At 67.6% G+C, this 22721-nt stretch carries 14 protein-coding genes; 6 read left to right on the forward strand and 8 right to left on the reverse strand.

Annotated elements, in window-relative coordinates; all coding sequences use genetic code 11:
• Together OXI49_10260 and OXI49_10265 are read left to right on the forward strand one after the other, a co-directional pair.
• Window positions 1-607 (forward strand): hypothetical protein (locus OXI49_10260; GenBank protein ID MDE2690884.1); only part of this gene is annotated, 607 nt, incomplete at its 5' end.
• Window positions 607-3219 carry a VWA domain-containing protein gene (locus OXI49_10265; GenBank protein MDE2690885.1) on the forward strand — a complete coding sequence of 871 codons (2613 nt, stop codon included), beginning with the start codon at window positions 607-609 and terminating at the stop codon, window positions 3217-3219. The genes OXI49_10260 and OXI49_10265, both read left to right, overlap by 1 nt.
• Here the strand turns inward: OXI49_10265 and OXI49_10270 are convergent.
• The 7 genes from OXI49_10270 to OXI49_10300 all read right to left on the reverse strand — a co-directional run bounded on the left by OXI49_10270 (window position 3175) and on the right by OXI49_10300 (window position 12829).
• Window positions 3175-4185, reverse strand: coding sequence for an ROK family protein (locus OXI49_10270; protein MDE2690886.1), 1011 nt, complete (start codon window positions 4183-4185; stop codon window positions 3175-3177). The genes OXI49_10265 and OXI49_10270 overlap by 45 nt on opposite strands.
• A gap of 107 nt (window positions 4186-4292) precedes the next feature.
• Window positions 4293-5624, reverse strand: coding sequence for a hypothetical protein (locus tag OXI49_10275; GenBank protein MDE2690887.1), 1332 nt, complete (start codon window positions 5622-5624; stop codon window positions 4293-4295).
• Between the two features lie 97 nt (window positions 5625-5721).
• Window positions 5722-7098, reverse strand: coding sequence for an aminotransferase class III-fold pyridoxal phosphate-dependent enzyme (locus tag OXI49_10280; GenBank protein MDE2690888.1), 1377 nt, complete (start codon window positions 7096-7098; stop codon window positions 5722-5724).
• Window positions 7099-7136: 38 nt separating this feature from the next.
• Window positions 7137-7403: a BolA/IbaG family iron-sulfur metabolism protein gene (locus OXI49_10285; protein MDE2690889.1), complete on the reverse strand. Its 267-nt coding sequence runs from the start codon at window positions 7401-7403 to the stop codon at window positions 7137-7139.
• A 30-nt stretch (window positions 7404-7433) separates the two neighbouring features.
• On the reverse strand, window positions 7434-8054 hold the full coding sequence (grxD, locus tag OXI49_10290) for a Grx4 family monothiol glutaredoxin (protein ID MDE2690890.1): 621 nt from the start codon (window positions 8052-8054) through the stop codon (window positions 7434-7436).
• A gap of 106 nt (window positions 8055-8160) precedes the next feature.
• Window positions 8161-9987, reverse strand: coding sequence for a PQQ-like beta-propeller repeat protein (locus tag OXI49_10295; protein ID MDE2690891.1), 1827 nt, complete (start codon window positions 9985-9987; stop codon window positions 8161-8163).
• Window positions 9988-10045: 58 nt separating this feature from the next.
• Window positions 10046-12829 (reverse strand): TonB-dependent receptor, encoded by a 2784-nt coding sequence (locus OXI49_10300; GenBank protein MDE2690892.1) that lies wholly within the window; start codon window positions 12827-12829, stop codon window positions 10046-10048.
• Window positions 12830-13026: 197 nt separating this feature from the next.
• On the opposite strand from OXI49_10300, the gene OXI49_10305 reads away from it, so the two are divergent.
• The gene (locus OXI49_10305; protein ID MDE2690893.1) at window positions 13027-15294 is read left to right on the forward strand and encodes a DUF5916 domain-containing protein; all 2268 of its coding nucleotides are present in this window, start codon (window positions 13027-13029) and stop codon (window positions 15292-15294) included.
• A 3-nt stretch (window positions 15295-15297) separates the two neighbouring features.
• Here the strand turns inward: OXI49_10305 and OXI49_10310 are convergent, their stop codons facing one another.
• The gene (locus OXI49_10310) at window positions 15298-17706 is read right to left on the reverse strand and encodes a sulfatase-like hydrolase/transferase (GenBank protein ID MDE2690894.1); all 2409 of its coding nucleotides are present in this window, start codon (window positions 17704-17706) and stop codon (window positions 15298-15300) included.
• A gap of 200 nt (window positions 17707-17906) precedes the next feature.
• Here OXI49_10310 and OXI49_10315 point away from each other — a divergent pair, with 200 nt between their 5' ends.
• The 3 genes from OXI49_10315 (at window position 17907) to OXI49_10325 (ending at window position 22675) form a co-directional block, all read left to right on the forward strand.
• Window positions 17907-18857 carry an AraC family ligand binding domain-containing protein gene (locus tag OXI49_10315; GenBank protein ID MDE2690895.1) on the forward strand — a complete coding sequence of 317 codons (951 nt, stop codon included), beginning with the start codon at window positions 17907-17909 and terminating at the stop codon, window positions 18855-18857.
• A 121-nt stretch (window positions 18858-18978) separates the two neighbouring features.
• Complete coding sequence (locus tag OXI49_10320; GenBank protein MDE2690896.1) at window positions 18979-21159, forward strand: PQQ-binding-like beta-propeller repeat protein; 2181 nt, start codon at window positions 18979-18981, stop codon at window positions 21157-21159.
• Between the two features lie 70 nt (window positions 21160-21229).
• Entirely contained in the window at window positions 21230-22675 is a 1446-nt protein-coding gene (locus OXI49_10325) for a PQQ-binding-like beta-propeller repeat protein (GenBank protein MDE2690897.1), read from the forward strand.
• Window positions 22676-22721: the final 46 nt, after the last annotated feature.

The following is a 22721-nucleotide window of genomic DNA, read 5'->3' on the forward strand; positions in this document are numbered from 1 at the left end:
CGCGCCGGCGATCCCTCCGGCGATGCCAGCCCTCTACCTCGATCCGCCGCAGGCGGCCGTGGCGGCCGGTCTCTCCCCCGCCGCCGAAGCGCCCCTTTCACCACGCAGGATCGACCGCGTCGAGGCCGGCCACCCCCTCCTGGCAGGCGTCTCCCTCCTCGACCTGCCGGTCGTCCTCGCCGCCCGCGAACTCGATCCCCGCTGCACCGCCCTTGCCTCAGCCGGAGACCGCACCGCCATCGCCGCCTGCGATCCCGCGCCCGGCAGCGGCCCCCGCTCCCTCACCATCGCCTTCGACCTCGATCACTCCTCCCTGGCCCAGCGCCCCGACCTCGCCGCCCTGTTCCAGAACGTCGCCACCTGGCTCACCGAAACCCCCGGCCCAAGCGATCTCATAACCGGCACCGGCCTCCAGAACACGATCAATCTCCAAGCGGATTGGGCCACTCGCATCAACGACTCGAACCTCGAGCCAGTTCCAAGCGACCGCCTCTCCGACCTCGACCGCCCCAACCGCCGCCCCTGGTCGTGGCGCACCCTCGCCCTCGCCGGCCTCCTGTTCGCCTCGTTCGAGGCCATCACCTTCTTCCGCGGCCTGACCCTGTGATGCCGATCGCCCTGCACGAACCGCTCTGGCTGCTGGCCGCTCTGCCGGTAGCACTGTTGCTCTGGTCGCAACGCAGCGACCACCCGGACCGGCAGCGACGGCGACTGCTGTGGGTGCGCGGATCGTTGTTGATGGCCGTCGTGCTGGCGCTGGCGGAGCCGGTCGCGACCTGGCGGACGCGTGAACTCGACGTGGCCGTTCTCGTCGACGTCTCCGCCAGTATCGAAGCGGCGAGCCTGAACCGGGCTCTCGAGGCGATCGACGGCGGCCTCGATCCAGACGGTCCGGTGCGCCTGTTCGCCTACGCCGACCGTGCCGCCAGCGTCGCCGGTGCGACGGACCTCAGACAACTCGAAGTGGCCGACTCCAGCACCGCCTCGGCCGGCGCCGCCGCTCTCGACCGCGGGAACACCCGGCCGGACGCGGCCCTCCGTCAGGCCGCCGCGGCGCTGCGTCCCGATCGCGTCCGCCGCGTACTGCTCCTCTCCGACGGGCAGCGCCTCGAGGGCGCCGGCGCCCGGGTCGCGGCCGAGTACCCGGACCTCCGCGTCGACACCGCGGCCCTCGGCCGCACGGCACCGCCCGTCTGGATCGAGTCGATCCAACTCGACGAAAGCGACCGCCTCCTCCACGCCGGCGAGCCTCACCGCTGGGTGCTCCGCATCGGCAGCCGTTCCTCCCTGCCGGAAGCTCCCCTGACCCTGCGCGGCGGAGGCGCCGAGGAGCGTCACAGCGTCGTGCTCTCGCCGGGTGTCAACACCGTCGAACTGGAGTGGACCTTCGACCAACCCGGGATGCAAACGTTCGAGGCGATCCTCGGCGCGGGCGAGGGCGCCGCCGCATCGCAGGGGGCGCTGTGGCGCGGCAACCTGCGGGTCGAGCCCCCGCACCGCGTCCTGCTGCTCGCGCCCCCCGACCATTCGGCCGACCTGCAGCAACTCCTCCAGACGCGGGGACTGCGCGTGACCCGGTCCACCCCGAGCCGGACTGCTCTCTCGCCTTCGTCGCTCCGCAGCTACGACGCGGTCGTGCTCAGCAACGTCGCCGCAGCGAGCCTGCCGGAACCGACTCAGCGGGCGCTGGGCGAGTGGGTCTCGGAAGAGGGCGGTGGGCTCCTCTTCGTCGCCGGCGAGGAGACGTTCGGCGAGGAGGGCTACCGCAACTCGCCCCTAGAGCGCGTTCTGCCGCTCGACTTCGAGATCGAGGAGGAGCGCAGCGAGGTCGCGCTGATGATCGCCCTCGACAAGTCGTACAGCATGAAGGGCCCGAAGATGGACCTGGCCAAGGAGGCCGCCAAGGCCGCGCTCGGCATGCTGAACGAGCAGCACCGCTTCGGCCTCGTCGCCTTCGACTGGCACACCCACGACATCGTCGGCCTGCAGTTCGTGCGCGACCAGGAGCGGCTGAGCCAGAGAGTCGACCGCATCGAGGCCAGCGCCCAGACCAACTTCTACCCGGCCCTGGAGGCCTGCCTGGAGCAGCTCTCCGCAGTCGAGTCCGAGGTCAAGCACGTCATCCTGGTCTCCGACGGGCGGACCTACCCCGACGAGTACGAACAGCTCGTGCTGCGGATGAGACAGGAGGAGATCACTGTCTCGACGGTCGCCATCGGCGTCGAGTCCGACCGGGAACTGCTCGCCGACATCGCCGACTGGGGCGACGGCAACGCCTACACGATCGAGGATCCGAGTTCGGTCCAGAACATCCTGATCGACGAGACGATGAACCAGCTCCCCGACTCGGCCCGCGAAGAGACGATCCTGGTCGAACTGCGCGGCCAGTCGGACGCCCTGACCGGAGTCGACGTCGCCACGGCGCCCGAGCTCTACGGCCGGATCGCCGCGGTCGCCAAGGACAGCGCCGAGGTCATTCTCGGCGCCGGTGAGTCGGATCCGATCCTGGCCAGCCGCTACGTCGGCCTGGGCAAGACCTGGATGTTCACGTCCGATCTCGAACCGCGCTGGGCCAGCGGCTGGCTACGCTGGCCGGACCTGGGCCGGCTCGTCGCCCAGGTGGTCCGCGACGCCGCCGACCGGCGCGCCGGCGCCGAGTGGGAGTTGCATCTCGACCGCCGCGACGGGCTGCTCGAAGCGGCACTCAGCGTCGTCGAGGAGGACGGCCGCTTCGGCAGCGACCTTTCGCCCCGCCTCGTCGTCCTGCGCGGCGACCGCCGGATCGAGGCGCCGCTGCAGCGCACCGGCCCCGGTCTCTATCGTCTCGTGTCCGGGGAGGGCACGCTGCTCGCGCCCAGCCTCGAGCCCTATCGCGTCGAGGTCCACACCGGCCCGGCCGGCTCGGCGGCGACGATCGGCCCGGGAAGGACGATCTTCTACCCCGCCCGCGACGAAGTCCGCCCCGGCGCTCCCGACATCGCGGCCCTCGCCGAACTCGCCGCCGCGACGGACGGCCTCTTCCACGAGACGGTCGCCGGCGCCGTCGGCGCCATCACCGCGCCCGGCGCCGACACCGCCGTGCGCCGCTTCGATCTCTGGTCCGTCCTCGTGGTCGCCGCGACTCTTCTGTTCCTCACTGAACTCCTGCTCCGTCGGCGACGCCGGCACGGTGCGTCAACGGTGATCCCGGTCCCGGCCGAGAGCCGACCCGCAGCGTGACGCCGCCCAGGCCAGCACGCCGGCCAGCCCGGCATCCGTGCCCAGAGCCGCAGGCTCGACCCGCACGCCGTCGGTCGGAAACACGCGAACGCGGTCGGCGATCGTCCGCCTGACGCCGTCGAAGAGCACGTCGCCGAGGCCGGCGACGCCGCCGCCGAGCACGATGAGCTCAGGGTGCAGGGTGACCACGACGTTTGCGGCGGCGATGCCGACGAGACTGGCGATCCGCTCCAGCTCCTTCGTCACCGCCTCGTCGCCGGCCCTTGCCGCCTCGCCCATCGTCTCGGCCGTCACTTGTCCGGCATCGCCGGCGGTGAGACCGAACAGCGCCGGCGCCTGACCCGAGCGCAGCAGCCGGACGCCGGCGGCGGCGATCGCCGGGCCGCTCGCCACCGCCTCCAGGCAGCCCCGGTTGCCGCAGCCGCAGAGGGGACCTGTCGGGTCGACGATCTGGTGACCGAGTTCGCCGGCCGAGCCGAGCGGCCCCAGACGCAGCCTGCCGTCGATCACCACGCCGCCGCCGATGCCGGTGCCCAGGGCGAACAGCGCCATCGTCGATGTGCCTCGGCCGGCGCCGAACGTGAACTCGCCCAGGGTCGCCGCGCGGACGTCGTTCAGCAGGTGAACCGGCGCCTCAAGCCGCTCGCCGAGCAGGCGGGTGACCGGCACGTCCCTCCACTGACCCGGCAGGTTGGGCAGGAACCGGGTGACGCCGGCCTCAAGGTCGACCCATCCGGGGCAGCCGACGCCGATGGCGGCCGGCGGCTCTCCGACTTCCCTCGTCAGCTCGAGAAGGCCCTCGGCGATCCGGTCGAGGACGGGCTGCCAGCCGTCATAGCCGCCGCCTTCGAGGTCCCGGCGAGCGACGAGGCGAAACTCGCCGGCCGCGGTATCCACAACGCCCAGGGCCAGCCCGACGTGGGAACCGCCGAGATCGACGGCGCCGTAGAGTGCCTCAATCGTCATTGTCCGACCGCGCCATTCTCCCAGAGAGAAGCGGCCTCACAAAGAACAACGGCGCGCCCAACCGAATGGACGCGCCGCATGTTCAGGGGATCGCTGTGACGGAGCCGTTACTCGCCGCCGCCGGCAGCGGGCGTCGCGGCCGCCGTCGCCTCCTCGACCTCGGTGACGAGGTCGCCGCCCGTGTCCTCCGAGTAGTCGATGAAGCCGATCATCATCTCGTCGGTGGTCGGGCCGCCGAACTGGATGGCGCGGGTCGTGTCGAGCTCGAGCACCGTCTGCTCGTTCCGCTCCTCGGTGTTGACGTAGGTCATCAGCACGTCGATGCGGGTGCCGGCCGGAAGGTCCCTCGGCTCCTTGTAGATGTAGTTCGTCTGCCAGTTCCAGTCGTACGCCGGCACGTCGAGGAGAACCTCCTCGGTGCCGTCGGGGTAGTACGCCGTGTACCTGGCATCCAGACCACGCAGGTGGGAGTGCGGCAGGTAACCGTAGATCGTCGTCGGGTACTCGAAGACCTTGGAGGCGCCGATGATCCAGTTCTCATGGCCCGGCGGGATCTCGAAGTCGCTGTTGCCGACGCCTTCCCACTGGGCGACGCGGTCGATCTTCGCGTCCCTGGGATGGAACTTGAACGCCATCTGGGAGCGGTCCCAGACGCCGGTGCCCTCGCCCGGCTCCTTGTTGTAGTGCATCGAGAAGTAGAGCTGCGTGCCCGGCACGAGCAGCCGGCCCGCGCCTTCGGGAAGGTAGAACGGCTCGGTGCCGGGGGCGATGCCTCCGAGGAGTCCGGAAGCGCCCGGGGTCTCGGTCTCGGTGGCGACCCGTGAACCGACCACGTGGTGGACGACATCGCTGCCGGGGCGGAACTCGATCGCCTGGATCCAGCGAGGCTCGGGCAGCATTTCCTCGGTAATCATGACCGCCTTCAGGCTGATGTTCAGGTCCTTGACGTCGTCGTCGACCCAGAACGGCTCGGCCAGGTCGAGCACCAGGTCGGGCTCGCCGATCAGCCAGCCCGTCGGCCACTCGATCGCCTCCGGGGCGTTCGCCGGATCGCCGCGGCGGGCGCCGGTTTTGGCCCAGCCGACGATCGTGTCGATCTCTTCCGCGGTCAGGACCCGCTCGTTCGTGAACTGTCCCTGGGTGTGGTCGCTCGCGAACCAGGGCGGCATGTCCTTCGCCTCGACCTGCCGCGCGATGCTCCGCGCCCACGGACGCGTCTCTTCGTACGTCGTCAGGGCCATCGGAGCCTTCATGCCGCCGTAGGCGACGCCCTCGGGCCGGTGGCAGCCCTGGCAGGAGCGCTGCAGGATCGGCTCGACGTCCTCGTGGAACGTGATCGTGTCCGGGCTGGCGGTTTCGTTGGGGCCGGCGGCAAGAACCGGGGCCGCGGCAACGAGCAGCACGGCGGCGAGAGCGCAGAAGCGGGAACGGCGTGACATCACAGGCTTCCTCCCAGGAATCTGGTTGCGGTTGCTGGTCGGACCCTACCACACTGAGTCATGACTCAGCTAATGCAGGAGTCGCTCCGCACGGCGCCTAGCCGACGGTGTCGCGGAAGATGCCGATGATCTCGTCCGCCTCGTTCTCGGTGAGCGTCAGGATCGGCCGGAACTCCACGCCGCCGTCCGTGTACCAGGCGGGCACGGTGAAGATGCCGGCCTCGAACAGCCGGGCCGTCATCTCCATCTTGCCCATCTCCTCGGAGAGGATGCCCATGCACAGCCCGTGCTGGTTGACCCGGTAGGGACCGCCCCGCAACCCCTCGGCGAACTGCCCGGCGAGCGCGTTCACGTGCTCCAGAAAGCCGGACGCCATCGTCAGGTCGCAGACCTTGGCGGTCGCAACGCAGCCGAGCTCGTTGCCGCCGAAGGTCGAGGAGTGCGGTATCGCCGTGTCGAAGAACCACGCCTTGATCTCGGGAGCGAGCAGGACGGCGGCATTGGCGAGGATGCCGCCGCCGAGACCCTTGGCGGTGGTCACGATGTCCGGGACGATGCCGTGATGCTGCCAGAACCAGAACTTCCCGGTCGCACCCAGGCCGGTCTGGACCTCGTCGATGATCAGTTTCGCTCCGTTCTCCCGGCAGAGGTCGCTCACGGCCTGGAAGTAGCCGGAATCGGGAATCGGGAAACCCGACTGCGCCGGGGACGACTCGATCAGCACCGCGGCCGTCTCGTCGTCGACCGCGGCGGCCATGGCGTCCAGGTCGTTGTACGGCACGATGACGAAGTCGTCGAAGTCGAGGAGGTAGCGCTCGTGGTTGTCCGGGTTGTCACCGGCAGCCAGGGCGAAGCAGGTGTGGCCGTGGTAGGAGGCCTCGATGGAAACGAGCTTCGTCCTCCTGGTCATGCCCCGGGTGGCGCGGATCGCGACCTCCGTGGCTTCCGCGCCGCTGGCCGTGTAGGTGACGCCGGTCAGGGCGCCGCCAGTGCTCTCGACGAGTTTCTCGGCGGCCTTCGCCTTGTAGCCCGAAACGAGCAGCAGGTTCCCGATCTCGAGCTGGTGCAGCGCTTCCTTGACCGCGGCGATGATGTCGGGGTTGCGATGGCCGAGGTTGTAAAGCGTACCGTTGCGGTGGCAGTCCCAGTACCACTTCTTCGTGAACGCGTCCTGCACGCGGGCGCCCTCGCGCTGGCCGAAGTGAAGCTCGGTGCCGAACGCCTTCATGACGCCGACATTGCCGGGGGATACGTGCACCGCGAAGGCGCCCTCGGTGGCTTCGGCCGACGGGTACGGCGGGTAGCCCTCGGGGAAGTGCACCGCTTCGAGGGTCGCCGCCTCCTGGTCGCCTGTGTCGGAAGCGGCGCGCGTGTTCGGAGCGCAACTTGCCAGGGCGGCAGCCCCGCCGGCAGCGGCAATCGTCCTGATGCAGTCGCGCCGACTGCTCGTCCCGTTGCGGGTGCCCTCGCCCATGTCGCGGCCTCGCTTTCCCGGTTTCGTCGCTTCCCCGCTCACCCCGCTGAAGGCAGCACCGTCTCCAGCCGGTCGATCGCATGGACGGGTGCGGCTTCGCCCTTCATCAGGTGGGCGATGGCGCGCAGCACGAGCCGCTGACGCGCCAACCGGTTCCGGCCGGCGAAGGCGGCGGATTCAACGCGCAGGCTGAAGTGGTTCCCCTCGCCCGTGACCTCGATTCGGGCGCCCGGCAGCGCCTCGGCCACCGCCTCCCGCATGCGCTCGGCCGTCTCGTGGGTCGTCGGTTGATCGACTATCTCCACCACAGGCGGCCTCCGCGGCAACGCGGGCTATCAGCCGCCGGCGCGGGAGGCCGGAATGTCGACGTCGAGGCGCTGGCCGTGCTCGGTGTCGACCACCGTGATCGAGGCGCCCCTGGCACGAGCCGCCGAGTCCCGGTCGAGCAGGAAGAACAGACCGCCGACCGGCACCCGGAGTTCGCCGCCAGCCGCCGGCCCGAAGCCGAGGAAGGGCTGAAACTTCGCGTCGATACCGAAGTGGAGCTCCGCCTGCTGTTGCTGCTGGGCGTTGCGGAGAATCTGCTCGGCTTCGGCGCTGATCGATATCTCGACCTCGCCGGCGGACAACTCCGCGCGTTCCATGCCCAACGCCTCGTGGAGCTCGCCGCTGTCGTACATCTCCTTGACGATGTCGCAGCCGCCCAGGAACTCGCCTCCGACGTAGAGCTGGGGGATCGTCGGCCAGTCGGAGAACTCCTTGACCCCCTCGCGGACGTCGGAGTCCGAGAGCACGTCGAAGGTCTGGTACTCCGGAAGCAGCCGGTTCAGCACCTGAACCACCTGGGCCGAGAAACCGCACTGGGGAGTGGCCGGGTTGCCCTTCATGAACAGGACGGTCGGAGCGGAATCCACGATGCCCTGGATGCGGGACTGGAGCTCGGGAGAAATCGACATGGCGTTGGACCTCGGTGCAGGCGGAACAGGCTCCTGGACAGAGCCGCCTCAGCCTACCAGCCTGGGAGGCACTCGCAGCGCAACCGCTGCACCCGGAGCCTGATCCCTACTGGTCCTCCGTCTCCTCGCCGAAGGCGGTGCTCTTGTACTCCCCGTCCTCGGCCCATCGTTCCCAGATGGGCCGGTTGTCCGTGCCGGTGACCAGCCAGCGGTCGTCGTACTTCCTGACGGTGTAGAACTGCTCCATGATCGCCTGGCGACGCGGCCGGAAGTCGATGAAGACGCCGCGGACGACCGCCGTATCGCCGACCCAGCCCTCCAGGTACATCGACTGCTTGTCGTAGCCCGTCGGAGGTCCGATCACGCCGGCCGCGTTGAAGATGTTCCGGTACATCGCGACCCAGTCGGCCTTCGTCTGGCCGGAGTAGTCGCTGAAGTCCTCGGACCAGTAGCTCAGGTGCTCCTCGACCTGCTCCCACGTCCTCGCGTCCCTCTGCGTGTCGAGCACCTTGTTGACCACCTCCAGCACCGCGGCCTCGTCTTCCGCCGTCGGCGTCCAGTCCGCGACCACGTCGCCGGCCGGGCCCTCCCCGGCGTCCGTCACCTGCTCGGCCGCGATCTCGAACACGGCGAGGTGCGCCTCGTCCTTGACGTACATCCGCGACCCGGCGACCGTCAGGTGGGTGAACACCGGAGTGTCGGCGACGTCCCAGGAAGCGAGTTCCCGGTACTCGGAGGGATCGGCGGCCACCACCTTGATCTCGCCGTTGTCCGTGAGTACCAGGAGACGGTCCTCGCCGACGACGACGAAGGCCGCGTACCGCGCCACCTGGGGCGGGCCCTGCCAGCACTGCTGGCCGGTCCGCATGTCGACGCAGACCAGGGTCCCGAGCCTCTTGTGCGAACGGAAGTAGGCGTGGTCGCCGACCAGCACGGGCGAGTCCATGTAGAGCTCGTGCCGCTTCGTGGTCCAGACGCTGTTCACGTCCCAGAGTCCGTCGCCTTCCGTGGGCTCCGGATCGAGCAGCGCGTTCCCCCAGTGGTAGCCGCCGATCAGGATGTTGTCTTCGTACAGGAGCGGCGTCGGGATGTTCTGTTCCATGAAGATCCGCAGTTCCTTCTTCCACAGCGTCGTGCCGTCGCTGATGCGAATCCCGACCACATGATTCTGGGTCGAGGTGACGAGCTGCCGGACCCCGTCGAGCGTGAACGCCATCGGCGATGCGTAGCCCGGCGGCAGGTACTCGGTGCGCCATACCTCCTCGCCGGTGTGCCGGTTGTAGGCCACGATCTCGCCCAGGCTCTCGATCGACGGATCTGGCCAGGTCTGGCCGATCGGGACGATGACCAGGTCGCCCTCGACCAGCGGCGAGGCGCTGGTGCCGCACTCGGGATAGGGCTGCGCGTAGATGTCGTCGTAGCTCTTGTCCCAGAGCACGTCGCCCTGCTCCGCGTCGATGGCGTGCAACCGCTCCGTGACGCCGAAGGTGTAGAGCGTGTCCCCGACCGCGGTCAGCGTCGATTTCGGGCCAGGCCCCCAGGCCCAGGCGTGGTTCACCGGCACGTAGGCGACCGGATAGGCGTAGCGCCAGATCTCATCGCCCGTTTCCGGGTCGAGCGCAAGGACGACCTCCTCCTCGCCCTGCCGGACGTGAATGTAGAGCTTGCCCTGGTGGAGGATGGGCGCCGACTGCCCGAGGCCGACCTCGATCTTCCAGACCTGGTGCAGGGACGCCGGCAGCGGGCCGTGAAGCGCCGCGGCCAGACTCTCGTTGCCGGCCACGGGCGCGTACCCGTCCCTGGCCGGGCCCCGCCACTGGGACCAGTCACCTTCAGCGGCAAGGGTCGGCGACGACCACGCAGCCGCCAACAGAGCCAGGCAGAGAAGGAGCTTCAGCGCCCCGTTGGACCGAACGACTGTCGCTTTCCGCATCACGGTGATCTCCTCTGGTCGAGGTCAGTGGTCAGGCCGGGACCGAACGGCCTCAGCCTCAGAAATCGAAGCTGAGCCGCAGCATCAACCGGCGCGGATACTGGTAGAGGGAAGGCACCAGATTACCGTCCCTGAACGCAGTGGCCTGCCACCAGTCCCAGGCGTCTTCGTTCAGGGCGTTCAGGACCTGCAGGTCGACGCCGAACGAGACGTCGCCACCGAGCGAGAAGTTGCGCCCGATGCCCAGGTCGAGCGTCGCGCTGCCCGGCATTCTCCGCTGGTCCTCACGCGGGGTCAGGGCGACATCGATCTGGCCCTGAGGCAGTTGGACCCTCTGGAAGAGTCCGTAGGGCCGGCCATCCTGAACCTTCAGCACCGCTGCTCCGCGCAGCTTCCAGGGCAGGTCGACCTGGACCTGGCCCGCGAACACCCAGGTTCGGTCTCCCTGCAACAGCCCTTCAGCGTTGATGTGGTGGTTCGGATCCACGCCCGACTGGGACGAGAAGAACGGTTCCGCCTGGCGCTGGTCGAGGTTCCGTGCCGTGAATCCCTCCGAGTTCGACCAGCCGAGCGATGCGTTCATCCCCCACCGGCCGACCTTCCGCTTGGTCAGGCTCACGAAGATGGCCTCGTAGTCCTGGTGGTACCTCGCACCGGGGGGCGCGTTCGCGCCCGGCCCCGGGCTGTTCCCCTTGCGCCGGGTCGGCTCCTCGACGATGCCGAAGAGCGTCATCGTTTCACCGGTCTCCGGATTCTCGAACGGCACTTCCTCGTAGACGCCGTCGTCGAGGATGTGCCAGCCGATCAGGTTCGTGCCGCGCTTGACGACGAGCTCGGCGCCGAGGGTCAGCGTCTCGCTGAGCTGCTGCTCGTAGCCGAGGGCGTACTGGTCGTACTCGGGCGCCTGCATGTTCGGGTCCGGCTGAATGAGATTCTCGTCGGCGACCGTCCGGTAGACGTACCAGGGGCCGTTCCGGTAGTAGCTGAAGGCGTACATCGAGGGCGGCCGGTCGGGGTGAGGACCGTTCCACATGGCCGTGTTGTTCGCCTCGAAGTACTTGCCGTAGGAGACGCGCAGCACACCCTGCCGCTCGCCTTCGCCGACCTGGTGGGCGATCCCCAGCCGCGGCGAGATGTTCTTCCAGTCGACGAGATCGTCGTAGGCGGGGTAGAAGTCACCGCTGAAGACGGCATTCCCCTTGCCGCCCCCGTGGGACAGCAGCACCTCGTAGGGCGGGATGCCTCCGTTGTCGTGGTCGTAGCGCACGCCGAGGTTCAGGGTCGTCTTGCCGCCAAGGTTCCACGAGTCGTCCACGAAGAGCCCGAGAGAGGTCGAGTCGCTGCCGTAGTAGTGCTGCTGCCGGGTGTAGCGCCAGTAGAAGCTCTCGGCGAACTTCGCGTAGTAGAGACCGCCCGGGCCTGGGTAGAGCTGCGGCGTCTTCGTGGTCGCGTCGGTAAACTGGACGCCGAACTTGAACTCATGACTACCCGCGAGGTCGTCCGCGAAGTGGGTCAGCTTGGCGCTGGTGCGGATCATCCCGGGCCCGTAGTCGTACGGATACCTCGGTCCGCCGACGGTCGTGGGCACCGGCTGCGTGTAGTCCACGAAGGGCGGCTCCGTGCTGCCGGTGACCGAGGCCACCCGGTCGTAGTTGTCGAAGTCGGCGACGTTCACCTCGAAGAACGTCCGGTTCGAGAACACGGACTGCCACCCGAGGCGGAAGGATGGCCGGATGCCGAACTCGTGCGCCTGCGCGTCCTGGGAGAGGAACGGATCCGAGGACGCCTGCCAGTCGTAGTCCTCGTACTGGGCGCTGAGCGTCAGCGTGTTCGACGGGTTGAAGGTCCAGTCGAGCTTCAGGGCGGAGCGCTCCCAGAGGTCCGGCCGCACGAACTCCCGAATCGAGCCCGGCTCCCCGAGCGCGTCCTCCTTGTACTCCAGCGACAGGAAGTACCACAGCTCGTCCTGGACCAGCGCGCCGCCGAGCGCCAGGGTGTAGTTGTTGAACTTGTCCCGGTAGAAGCCGGTTTCCTCGCCCGTCAATCCAGCCACCTTCGGGCCTTCCGCGGTCAGCCCGTCGAACTGGCCGTAGTAGTTCAGGCGGCCATCGAACTCGTTCGTCCCGGACTTCGTGACGATGTTGATCGCACCGCCGGACATGCCTCCGTACTCCGCCGGGGCGCCGACGCCGAGCACCTGGACCTCCGAGATCGTGTCCGGGTTGATCCAGAACCACACGCCGCCGTAGTCGTGCAACGAGGAGTTGAGGCCGTCCATGTTCCACGAGTTCGACACGCCGCCGCTGCCGTAGACCGAGTACCTCCAGTCGCCGTAGGTCTGGTCGCGGCCCTGGAGGGTCACCCCCTTGGCCATGGCGGCGTAGTCCTGGAAGCTCCGCTTGGTCGGCAGGTCGTCGATGAAGTCTTCGGTGAGGTGGGTGCTGATCACGTTGCTCGTCACGTCGAGGATCGGCCGCTCCGAGGTCACCGTGATCTCCTCCGACGTCGCGGCGAGCTGGAGGACCATGTGCACGGTGCTTGTCTGGGAAATCGAGATGCGGACGTCCTCCACCGTCTCGTCCTCGAAGCCGTCGAGCGTCCCGGTGACCGAGACCGTGCCCGGGAGCAGCGCCGTGACGAGGAACTCGCCGTTGACGCCCGTCGTCGTCGAGCGGTCGCCGCGCACCAGCGGCCCGTCGACTTCGATCAGGACACCCGGCAGTGCGTCGCCGTTCGCGTCGCGCACCTCGCCGCGGACCGTGCCGACGTTCTGGGCCAGAGCCGGCGCGGCAACGAACAGAAGGAGAAGGGAAACCGACACCAACGGTTGCATCTTCGACATGGCCACCTCCGGCTCTGGTTTTCGCAAACTTTCGGGGGCAGCGTACTGGAACCAGCGACCTTCGTGCCAGAAAGAAACCTTAGAAAACCTTAGAGCTTCCGAACGCGCACGCTCGCGAAGCCGCCGCCACGCCACCCCCTTTGGACTCGAATAGTCTCGGAAAGTACTGTCGTTTCCGCGCCCTAGACGATTCTCCCGTGTTCACGGCCCCTTCTGCGGTCCATACCCGCGCCAGAACCGATCGCTCCGCTAGGATCTCCGGCCGGCTGGCTGCCGTCCTCATCGCGCTCACGCTCTGCCTGCCGGCCGTAGCTCAGGACGACTCCGATCTCGCCGAACGCCCCTCGATCACGGCGCTCGCCATCGACGAGCCGATCGCGGTCGACGGCCTGCTCGACGAGCCCGCCTGGCAGCAAGCTCAGGTCGGCAACGGATTTCGCCAACGCGAACCGCGAGAAGGAGCGCCCGCTTCCGAGCGCACGGAGTTCTCCATCGCCTACACCCCGTCGACGCTCTACGTGGCGCTGCGGGCGTTCGACCGGGAGCCCGAGAGGATCATCGCCAAGGAGATGGAGCGCGACGCGGAGCTCGCCTCCGACGACTCCTTCGTTGTGGTCTTCGACACCTTTCTCGACGGCAGGAACGCCTTCGCCTTTGCCACGAACCCGAACGGCGCCCGTCACGATGCGCTGATCACCGACGAGGGGCGTGACGTGAACACGGAGTGGGACGGCGTGTGGACCGTCAGGGCACGGCGAACGACGGACGGCTGGACGGCGGAGATCGCGATTCCCTTCGCAACCCTGCGCTTCGATCCGGCGCTCGACCGCTGGGGGCTCCATGTCCAGCGGCTCATCCGGCGCAAGAGCGAGGAGGTGAACTGGGCCTACCTGCCGCGTTCCACCCTGCCGATCACCACGTCCGGCGTATCCCACTACGCGGCTTACCGCGTTTCCCTGGCCGGCAGGCTGACGGGGCTCGCCGGGCTCCGGCGCTCGCGCAGCCTGGACATCAAGCCGTACGTGATCGGTTCCGCCTCCGAAGCGCCTCCGACCCGTACCTCGGCGAACGACCTCGACGGCGGACTCGACGTCAAGTGGGGACTGAGCAAGTCGGTCGCGCTCGATCTGACCTACAACACGGACTTCGCCGAGGTCGAGGTCGACGACCTGCAGGTGAACCTGACTCGCTTCTCCCTCTTCTTTCCCGAGAAGCGGGACTTCTTTCTCGAGAACGCCGGCATCTTCGAGTTCGGCCCTCCCCAGAGAGTGCCGTGGCTGCCCGCCCTGATGAAGGCCTTCTTCTCGCGCCGTATCGGCCTCGACGGCGGCGAGACGGTGCCGATGGACCTGGGGGCTCGCCTGACCGGCCGGCTCGGCGAATGGAACGTCGGCGTCCTCGGCGTCGGCACGGGAGAGGCTCAAGTAGGAGACCGCGGCGTGCCGGAGACCGCTTTCTCCGTCGCCCGCGTGAAGCGGAACATCGGCCAGCGCTCCAGCGTCGGCGCGATCTTCACGCAGCGCGATCCCGCCGCACGAGGGGCGGAGAACCTCTACGGCTTCGACATCGAACTCAAGCCCACCCAGCTACTTCAACTCAACGGCTACTGGAGCCGCAGCGAGCGCCCGGGTGTCGAAGGCGACGATGCCTCCTTCGGCGCAGGCGTCGGCTACCAGGGCTCCACGCTGACGACGTCGCTCGACTTCATCGAATCGCAGCAGAACTTCGATCCGGGCGTCGGGTTCCTGCTGCGCGAGAACTTCCGCCTCTTCAACCCGCGCTTCATCTGGCAGCCGCGGATCGAGCGGGCCGGCATCCGCTCCTGGTACGCCGAGGGCGCGCACCGCCGTTTCGAGCGCTCGAGCGACGGACGCCTGGAGACCGAGGAGACCATCGTGTATCCCATCGGCATGGTCTTCAAGACGAACGACTTCCTCGAGTTCGGAGCCGCCAGCACCAAGGAGCGACTGTTCGCGCCGTTCGAGATCTTCCCCGGCGTCGTGATCCCGCCGGGCCTGTTCGAGTTCGACAGTTGGGAACTGCTGATGCTCACCGACCTATCCAGATCGGTGTCCCTGCGGAGTTTCAACTTCTGGGGCGAGTTCTACGACGGCGACTGGGTCTCGATGCGCCAGCAGCTCAGTCTTCGCCTGTCACGCCTCGTTCGCGCCTCAACCACCTGGTCGCACCACGATGTCGAGCTGCCGCAGGGCGCGTTCGAGATCAACCTCTGGAGCCAGGGCGTCGACCTCTCGTTCACGCCCGATCTGCGACTCAACATGATCGCCCAGTACAACGACACCGCCGAGGATCTCGGCGTCAACATCCGCTTCCACTGGATCTACCGGCCCGGCGCCGACATCTTCCTGGTCTACAACGAGAACTGGACGGCGCCGTCGCTTCGGGAGCGGCATACACAGGGACGGCAACTGATCCTCAAGGCCAGCTATCTGTTCCAGCGCTAGAAGCTAGCGCCGCGCCTGGATATCCCGGCCGGAGCGCAGCGCCTCCATCGCTTCCCCGGTGCGGCCGAGGCGACTGAGGATGTCGGCCAGGACGAAGTAGCCGAGAGCGCCCGCCTGGTGCGTCTCGTCCTGCTCGAGACCCGCGCGCACCAACTCCTCCGCCCACTGCAGATCGCCGCCCTGATCCATCAGCAGCTTCGCCAGCAGGTAGTGCCCCTCGATGAACTCCGGGTTCGCGTTCACCGAAGCCAGCCAGAGCTCCTCCTGCTCCACGACGTCTCCCTCAAGGCCCAGCAACCGGCCGAGATTGAACAGCGTCCTGTAGTGCCACGGCATCCGGGCCAGCGCTTCCTTGTAGCGCTCGATCGCCCTCGCCGTTTCGCCGCGCTCCTCGTAGAGCACGGCCAGGTTGAAGTGCGGCTGCACCGGACGGTCGTTCACCTCGATGGCCAGTTCGAAGGCTCCCTCCGCCTCGCCGACCCGTCCGGCGAGTGCGAGCAACTCGCCGTGCTGGTTGTGAACCAGCGCCGGAGCGTGCTCGTACCGGGCAGCCGATTCGGCGACTTCCAGGGCCTCGGCCCGACGCCCCAGATTGACCAGGATCTCGGTAGAAGCGATCGCCGCCTTGCTGTCGTGAGGCGCGAGCCCGCGGAGTCGCTCGAAACCGACCAGGGCGTCCTCCGGCCGGCCGAGCCAGAGATAGGAATCGGCCAGGCCCATCAGGGACGCCTGATGGTCCGGGTTGCGGGCCAGGGCGTTCTGAAAGTAGCCGATCGCGGCCTCGTAGTCGCCATCGCGCTGGTGCAGGTTGCCGAGCATCTGCTGGGCGTCGACGACACCGGGATCCAGCTCGATGGCCTCCAGCAGCCGCTCACGGGCGGCCGCCGTCTCCCCCTGTCCGATGTCGCTCTGCGCCAGCATGATCGCCCGGTGGACCTCGATCTTGCCCTTCGGGTCGGCGAGACTCGAGAGGTCTTCGGGCGCTTCCGTGCGGCTGCCACTGCCGGCGAGGTATCCGAGTGCCTGGAGTTGGGCGAGAGTCTCCTGGTCGAGGTCGGGCCGCGCGCTCTCGCCCGGCCCGGAGCCCTCGAAGTCGCGGATCATTCCCAACAGACGGTTCCGAAGTTCCCGCGCCTCGGCGCGCGTGCCGCGAACGACGTTCTCCGTCTCCCCCGGATCGTCGGCCAGGCGATAGAGCTCGGGTTGCGGCGTGTCGATGAACTTGAGTTCGCCGGCGTGGATGGCGCGAAGGGGCGCCCAGCCGTAGTGGTAGAGCGAGTAGTAGGACTCGATGTAGGCGAAGCGTTCGCCGTCCTCCATGCCGAGCAGGAGCGGAAGCAGGCTGCGGCCGCCCTGCTGCGGAGGCGGGGCGGGCGCCTCGACACCGAGCGCGTCGAGAATCGTGGGCCGGAGATCGACATGACTCACCGCCGCCTCCACCCGGCGGCCGCCGAGCCGAGCCTCCGGCAACCGCACGATCAGCGGCACCCGAGCCGTGCTGTCGTAGACGAAGAAGCCGTGGAAGTACTCGCCGTGGTCCCCCAGCCCCTCTCCGTGGTCGCCGGTGATGACCAGCAGCGTCCTCTCGAGCAATCCCCTGGCTTCGAGGATCTCGCGAAACCGCCCGATCAGGGTGTCCGTGTAGGCCACCTCGGCGTCGTAGGGCCGCTTCGGATAGCGCGACGCGAAGGGCTCGGGCGCCTCGTAAGGGTCGTGCGGCTCGAACAGGTGTAGCCACATGAAGAAAGGCGAGCCCGACACCTCATCCAGCCAGGCCTCGGCCTGCCCGATCGTCTCCGGCCCCCCGCGCTGAACGGACGCCATGTTCAACATGCCCATGTCCTGGACCTTGAACTCGTCGTAGTAGTGGTCGAAGCCCCGGTCGATTCCCCACCTCCCGTCCAGCACGAAGGCGCTGATGAAGCCTCCGGTGCGGCGGCCCGTGGCGGACAAATCCTCGGCCAGCGTCGGCAACCGCTCGTCCAGCGCATAGCCGACGTTCTCGCGAACGCCATGAACCGGGGGATAGACGCCGGTCATGATCGAGCTGTGCGCGGGGAGAGTGAAGGGCACAGTGGTCATCGCGTTCTCGAACACGATGCCCTCGCTCGCGAACCGGTCGAGCTGCGGCGTCTCGATTTCTGCGTAGCCGTAGCAGCCGAGACGGTCGGCGCGCAGCGTGTCGATCGTCAACAGGACGACGTTCCAGGTCTCGGGGGACAGGTCGCCGACGGCTTCGGTCCAGGCCGTACCTGTGCCAGGCCGGTCGGTCGCTTCACGCTTGTCAGCAACTGCGGTGCGCTCCGGAACCGGGGCCGGCTCTCGCTGACAGGCGAGCAACGAAGTGACCGCAAGCACCGAAGCCACGGCGCTCAGTCGCCTGCGCCGCAGCACGATTCGCTTCTTTGTCATATTGACCACTTGCAGGGCGCTCAGTACTATGAAAAGCCATCCTAACCGTAGAGCGAAGCCTCCTGAGTTACCGAGACAAGGTCGATCGACACGCTTCCCCCAAGACACAGGAAGGCTCCGAACCGCTTCCGGTGCGTCTGCCGGAACCTTAGGATTTCTTAAATTTGTTGGGGGATGTTGAGTTCAAAGGGGAGATCGCGATGTTCACCAACTCTCTCAAGACGACCCCGATCGCGGCCATGAGCATTCTCGCTCTCGGCGCCGGCTTCCTTGCCTGCGCCCCAGCCGAGGAGGAAGCGGCGGAAGAAGCACCGGAAGAAGCGCCCGCCGTGCGGGAGGTGCCGGCGCCAGTCGGCGAGATCGTCGTCATCCGGGGAGACAGTCGCGAGTTCCATGAACTCACTCCGGGAAACCCCACGCTGATGGTGGCGACGGAGGTCGGCGATCCCAACGCGATCGGCACGGTGGCGGGCACCACGGCGATGAGCAACGTCATCGCGCGCTACGAGAACTACCTCCTCGAGGACTGGGTCTACACCTACGACGAGTACATCTACGGCCTCGAAGGTGGAGTCCTGACGCTCGAAACGGAGGACGACGTGTTCGAGGTCGGTCCGGGTGACGGTCTGTGGATCCCCAGGGGCACTGTGGCCAAGAGGCTCGAAGCCGGCGAAATGGCTCCGAACCTCGTCGCCGTCTATCCGGTCGACTGGCGGCCCGCGGACGAGAACTGGTCGATGGAGGGCGAGCCGGAGCCGGTCGTCTTCGTCGCGGCCGCCGACCGTCAGATCGTCGAGTTCGGACCGGGCATCTACACCGGTTCCGATGTCGGGCCGGCCAGCGCGCCGGGGGTGGTCGCGGTCAGCGACATACTGCACTGCGCGGTCACGGTCCTGGACAACTTCGATACTCAGGCACAGCGCCCGATGATGTTCGACGAGTACCTCTACGTCCTCGAGGGAAGCCTGACGATCCTCTCCGGAGAGGACGCCCACGAACTCGGCCCCGGCGACGCCATCTGGATGCCCAAGGGCGTGATGGTGCAATATCAGTCCGAACAGTCGACCCTGATGGCGATGATCTACCCCGCCAACTGGCAGGAACAGATGGCCGCGGCGCAGGAGGCCGCAGGAGGCGAGGAAGCCGAGTAGCGACATCGCCCGCCGCACCGCGAAGGCAGGACGCAAGCGCGCCTCCTGAGGGAATTCCGCCTAGAATGTGCGCCGCGCGCGGGCCGCTGTCCGCTTCCCAAGACCCTGGCAAGGAGCCGAGATGAGGAATCGCATTCAGTTCTGTTCGTTCCTGCCCCTTCTGACGCTGGCCGCCGCATCGCTGCAGGCCGAGGAGTGGACCTCCTGGCGGGGGCCCTACCAGAACGGCTATTCGCCCCAGACAGGCCTGATCGACACCTGGAGCCCGGAGGGCGAGAACCTGGTCTGGCGGCAGGACTTCATCGCCCGCTCGACACCGGTCGTGATGGGCGGGCGGGTGTTCGTCAACGGCCGCGCCGGCACGGGAGTCCACGAGCAGGCAGTGATCGCGGCGTTCGACGCCGGTACCGGCGAACCGCTGTGGGAGAACCGCTACAACCTCTACCTGACGACCGTCGCGATGAACCGAGTCGGGTGGGCCTCGCTCACCGGCGACCCCGAGACCGGCTACACCTACGCCCAGCTCGTCAGCGGCCTCTTCCTCTGCCACGACCGCGACGGCAACCTGGTCTGGTCCCGGTCACTGAAGGAAGAACACGGACGCTTCGAAGGCTACGGCGGCAGGACCGCGTCCCCCGTGATCGACGAAGACCTGATCATCGTCAACATGAACAACGGGAGCTGGGGCAACCAGGGCATCCCCCGGCATCGCTACTACGCCTTCGACAAGCGAACCGGCGCAGTGCAGTGGATGTCGACGCCGGGAGGCACCATCTACGACCGGAACACGCAATCGATCCCGATCGTGACCGTGATCAACAACCAGCGTCTGCTGATCACCGGCAACGCCGATGGGCACATCTACGCCCTGCAGGCCCGAACCGGCAAGAAGGTCTGGGGGTTCAACCTCTCGAAACGGGGAATCAACTCCTCGCCAGTGGTCGACGACCAAGGCAGGGTCTTCATCTCGCACAGTGAGGAGAACATCGACGAGGGCACCCTCGGCCGCGTCCTCGCGATCGACGGCACGCTGAGCGGCGACATCACGAACACCGGCGAACTGTGGCGGTGGAACCGGAACAAGGCCGGGTTCCCGTCGCCAACCATCCACGATGGCCGCCTCTACGTGGTGAACAACTCCGGCAACCTCGCCGCGGTCGACACGGAAACCGGCGAGGTCTTCTGGGAACTCAGCATCGGCACGGTCGGCAAGGCGTCGCCGGTATGGGCCGACGGCAAGATCTACGCCGGCGAGACGAACGGCCACTTCGCGATCGTCCAGCCCGGAGACACGAGCGCCGAGATTCTCGCCCGGCACCAACTGAAGGTGCCGGACGGCCGCTACGCCGAGCTCTACGGCTCGGCTGCCATCGCCTACGGCCGCATCTACTTCACCACGGAGGAAGGGGTCTACTGCCTGGGCGACAAGGACGCGCCGTTCGAGGTCACGGCTTCCCCGCTGCCGAGCCGCGGCGATGAGGGCGAAGCCGAAGGGCCGCCGGCGACCCTGCTCGTGGTGCCGGCCGAAGTCAGGGCCAACCCCGGCGAGAGCCACGACTTCGAGGTGTTGGCATTCGACGCCCTCGGCCGGCCGCTGGGCGCGGTAGAAGCCGACTGGTCGCTCAAGGGGATCGAGGCGGATCTTACGGGCAGCACCCTTCGGTTCGCCGACGACGCGGGCTTCCAAGCCGGCGCCCTGGTGGCAAGCAGTGGCGGGCTCGAAGCCGAAGCCCGCATCCGTGTCTTCCCGCCCCTGCCCTGGACGGAGGACTTCTCCGGCGGCAAGCAGGGCTACTGGATCGGCGGCGGCCGGTACGACATCGCCGAGGAAGACGGCCAGACGATCCTGGTCAAGCCGGTCGCCGAGCGCGGCCTGCTGCGCTCGCCGCTCCTGCTCGGACCGCCCTCCTTGGGGAACTACACGATTCAGGCCGATGTCCGCAACTCGCAAAAGGGTCGGCGCCGCTCCGACTCGGGCCTGATCAACTCCGGCTACATCCTCGACATGATGGGCATCCACCAGCGCCTCCAGATCCGCTCCTGGTCGGCCCAGCTACGGGTCGAGCAGAAGGCCGACTACGAGTTCGAGATGGACCGCTGGTACACGATGAAGCTGCAGGTCGAAGCAGACGGCGACACGGCCTCGATCCGGGGCAAGGTATGGCCGCGCGACGAGGAGGAACCGGCCGAGTGGACCATCACGGCCGAGGATCCGCACCCGATCCGGAACGGCTCGCCGGGTCTTCTCGGCTACTCGCCGTCCGTCGTCTCCTACGACAACGTTCGGATCACCAGCAACTGAGCACCTGACGCGCAACCGATGGGCACAGCCAAGAGGGCAAGACGTATCCACTGAACCCGAGGAGCAGAGCATGAAAAAGGGGACCGTTGTAGCAGCGTTCCTGATCTCGACCGGAGCCGCTGCGGCGCTGGCGGAAGACCCGCCGGCCATGTTCGGTCTGACCCCTTCGCGCAACATGGTGTCAACCGAGACCGGGGTCCCGACGGACTGGGACATCCTGTCCGGCAAGAACATCAAGTGGAAGCAGAAGCTCGGCTCCCAGACCTATGCCGGGCCCATCATCTACGACGGCAAGGTCTTCGTCGGCACGAACAACGAGGGCGAACGCCGTCCCGGCATCGCCGGCGACAAGGGGATTCTCATCGCCTTCCGCGAGAGCGACGGCGAGCTGCTCTGGCAGGCCACGCACGACAAGCTGCCGGCCGGGCGGGTCAACGACTGGCCGCTTCAGGGCATCTGCTCGACCCCCTACATCGAGGACGGCGTCGCCTACTACGTCTCCAACCGGGGGGAGTTCGTGGCGGTCGATGTCGACGGCTTCGCGGACGGCAACGATGGCATGCAGGACGAGCAGTACGGCCACGAAATGGACGCCGACATCCTCTGGATCTACGACACGATCGCCGAACTCGACGTCTTCCCTCACAACCTCGCCGCCGGCTCGCCCCTGGTGGTCGGCGACGTCGTCGTCGCGACCACAGGCCAGGGCGTCGACGAGGGGCACATCAACATCCCCTCTCCGCTCGGTCCGAGCTTCGTGGCGCTGAACAAGCACACCGGCGAACTGGTGTGGGAGAGCGCCCACCCGGGCGAGAGCATCCTCCACGGGACCTGGTCCAATCCTGCAGCCGGCGCCGCCGGCGGGCGCGAGCAGATCGTCATCCCGGGCGGCGAGGGTGTCGTCTACTCCTTCGCGCCGGACACAGGTGAACTCATCTGGACCTTCGACACGAACCCCAAGGACTCGGTGTGGGTACTCGGCGGCAAGGGCACCCGGAACAACATCATCTCCACCCCGGTCTTCCACCACGACGTCGTCTACATCGGCGTCGGCCAGGATCCGGAGCACGGCGAGGGTCCCGGACACTTCTACAAGATCGACGCCTCCGGAACCGGCGACATCACGGAGACGGGCACGATCTGGCACGTCGGCGGTGAGGACTTCCAGCGAACGATGTCGACCGCGGCCGTTCACGACGGCCTCGTCTACATCGCCGACCTCTCGGGCCACGTCTACTGCTTCGACGAGGAGACCGGCGAGCTCCAGTGGATGCACCACACCTACGCGGCGATCTGGGGTTCGACCTTCGTCGTCGACGGCAAGATCTACATCGGCGACGAGGACGGCGAGGTCGCGATCCTCGCGACCGGTCGCGAAGAGAACCTGATCAACGAGGTGTTCATGGAGGGGGCGGTCTACACGACACCTTTCGCCAAGGACGGCGTCCTCTACGTGGCGACCCGCTCGGAGCTGTACGCGATCGAAGAAGGGGCCCAGTTGGCGTCGGCCGAGTAGCGCCAAACGCGCCTTCCTTTGCGGTACGCTCCCGGATCGCACGAAC

Source organism: Acidobacteriota bacterium, assembly GCA_028875725.1.
Lineage (GTDB): Bacteria > Acidobacteriota > Thermoanaerobaculia > Multivoradales > Multivoraceae > Multivorans.

Excerpts from the sequence above, each read along its gene's own strand:
- OXI49_10320 (MDE2690896.1), top strand. The coding sequence starts at position 18,979 with ATGAGGAATCGCATTCAGTTCTGTTCGTTCCTGCCCCTTCTGACGCTG.
- OXI49_10310 (MDE2690894.1), bottom strand. The coding sequence starts at position 17,706 with ATGACAAAGAAGCGAATCGTGCTGCGGCGCAGGCGACTGAGCGCCGTG.
- OXI49_10315 (MDE2690895.1), top strand. The coding sequence starts at position 17,907 with ATGTTCACCAACTCTCTCAAGACGACCCCGATCGCGGCCATGAGCATT.
- OXI49_10265 (MDE2690885.1), top strand. The coding sequence starts at position 607 with ATGCCGATCGCCCTGCACGAACCGCTCTGGCTGCTGGCCGCTCTGCCG.
- OXI49_10280 (MDE2690888.1), bottom strand. The coding sequence starts at position 7,098 with ATGGGCGAGGGCACCCGCAACGGGACGAGCAGTCGGCGCGACTGCATC.
- OXI49_10325 (MDE2690897.1), top strand. The coding sequence starts at position 21,230 with ATGAAAAAGGGGACCGTTGTAGCAGCGTTCCTGATCTCGACCGGAGCC.
- OXI49_10270 (MDE2690886.1), bottom strand. The coding sequence starts at position 4,185 with ATGACGATTGAGGCACTCTACGGCGCCGTCGATCTCGGCGGTTCCCAC.
- OXI49_10295 (MDE2690891.1), bottom strand. The coding sequence starts at position 9,987 with ATGCGGAAAGCGACAGTCGTTCGGTCCAACGGGGCGCTGAAGCTCCTT.
- grxD (MDE2690890.1), bottom strand. The coding sequence starts at position 8,054 with ATGTCGATTTCTCCCGAGCTCCAGTCCCGCATCCAGGGCATCGTGGAT.
- OXI49_10300 (MDE2690892.1), bottom strand. The coding sequence starts at position 12,829 with ATGTCGAAGATGCAACCGTTGGTGTCGGTTTCCCTTCTCCTTCTGTTC.
- OXI49_10275 (MDE2690887.1), bottom strand. The coding sequence starts at position 5,624 with ATGTCACGCCGTTCCCGCTTCTGCGCTCTCGCCGCCGTGCTGCTCGTT.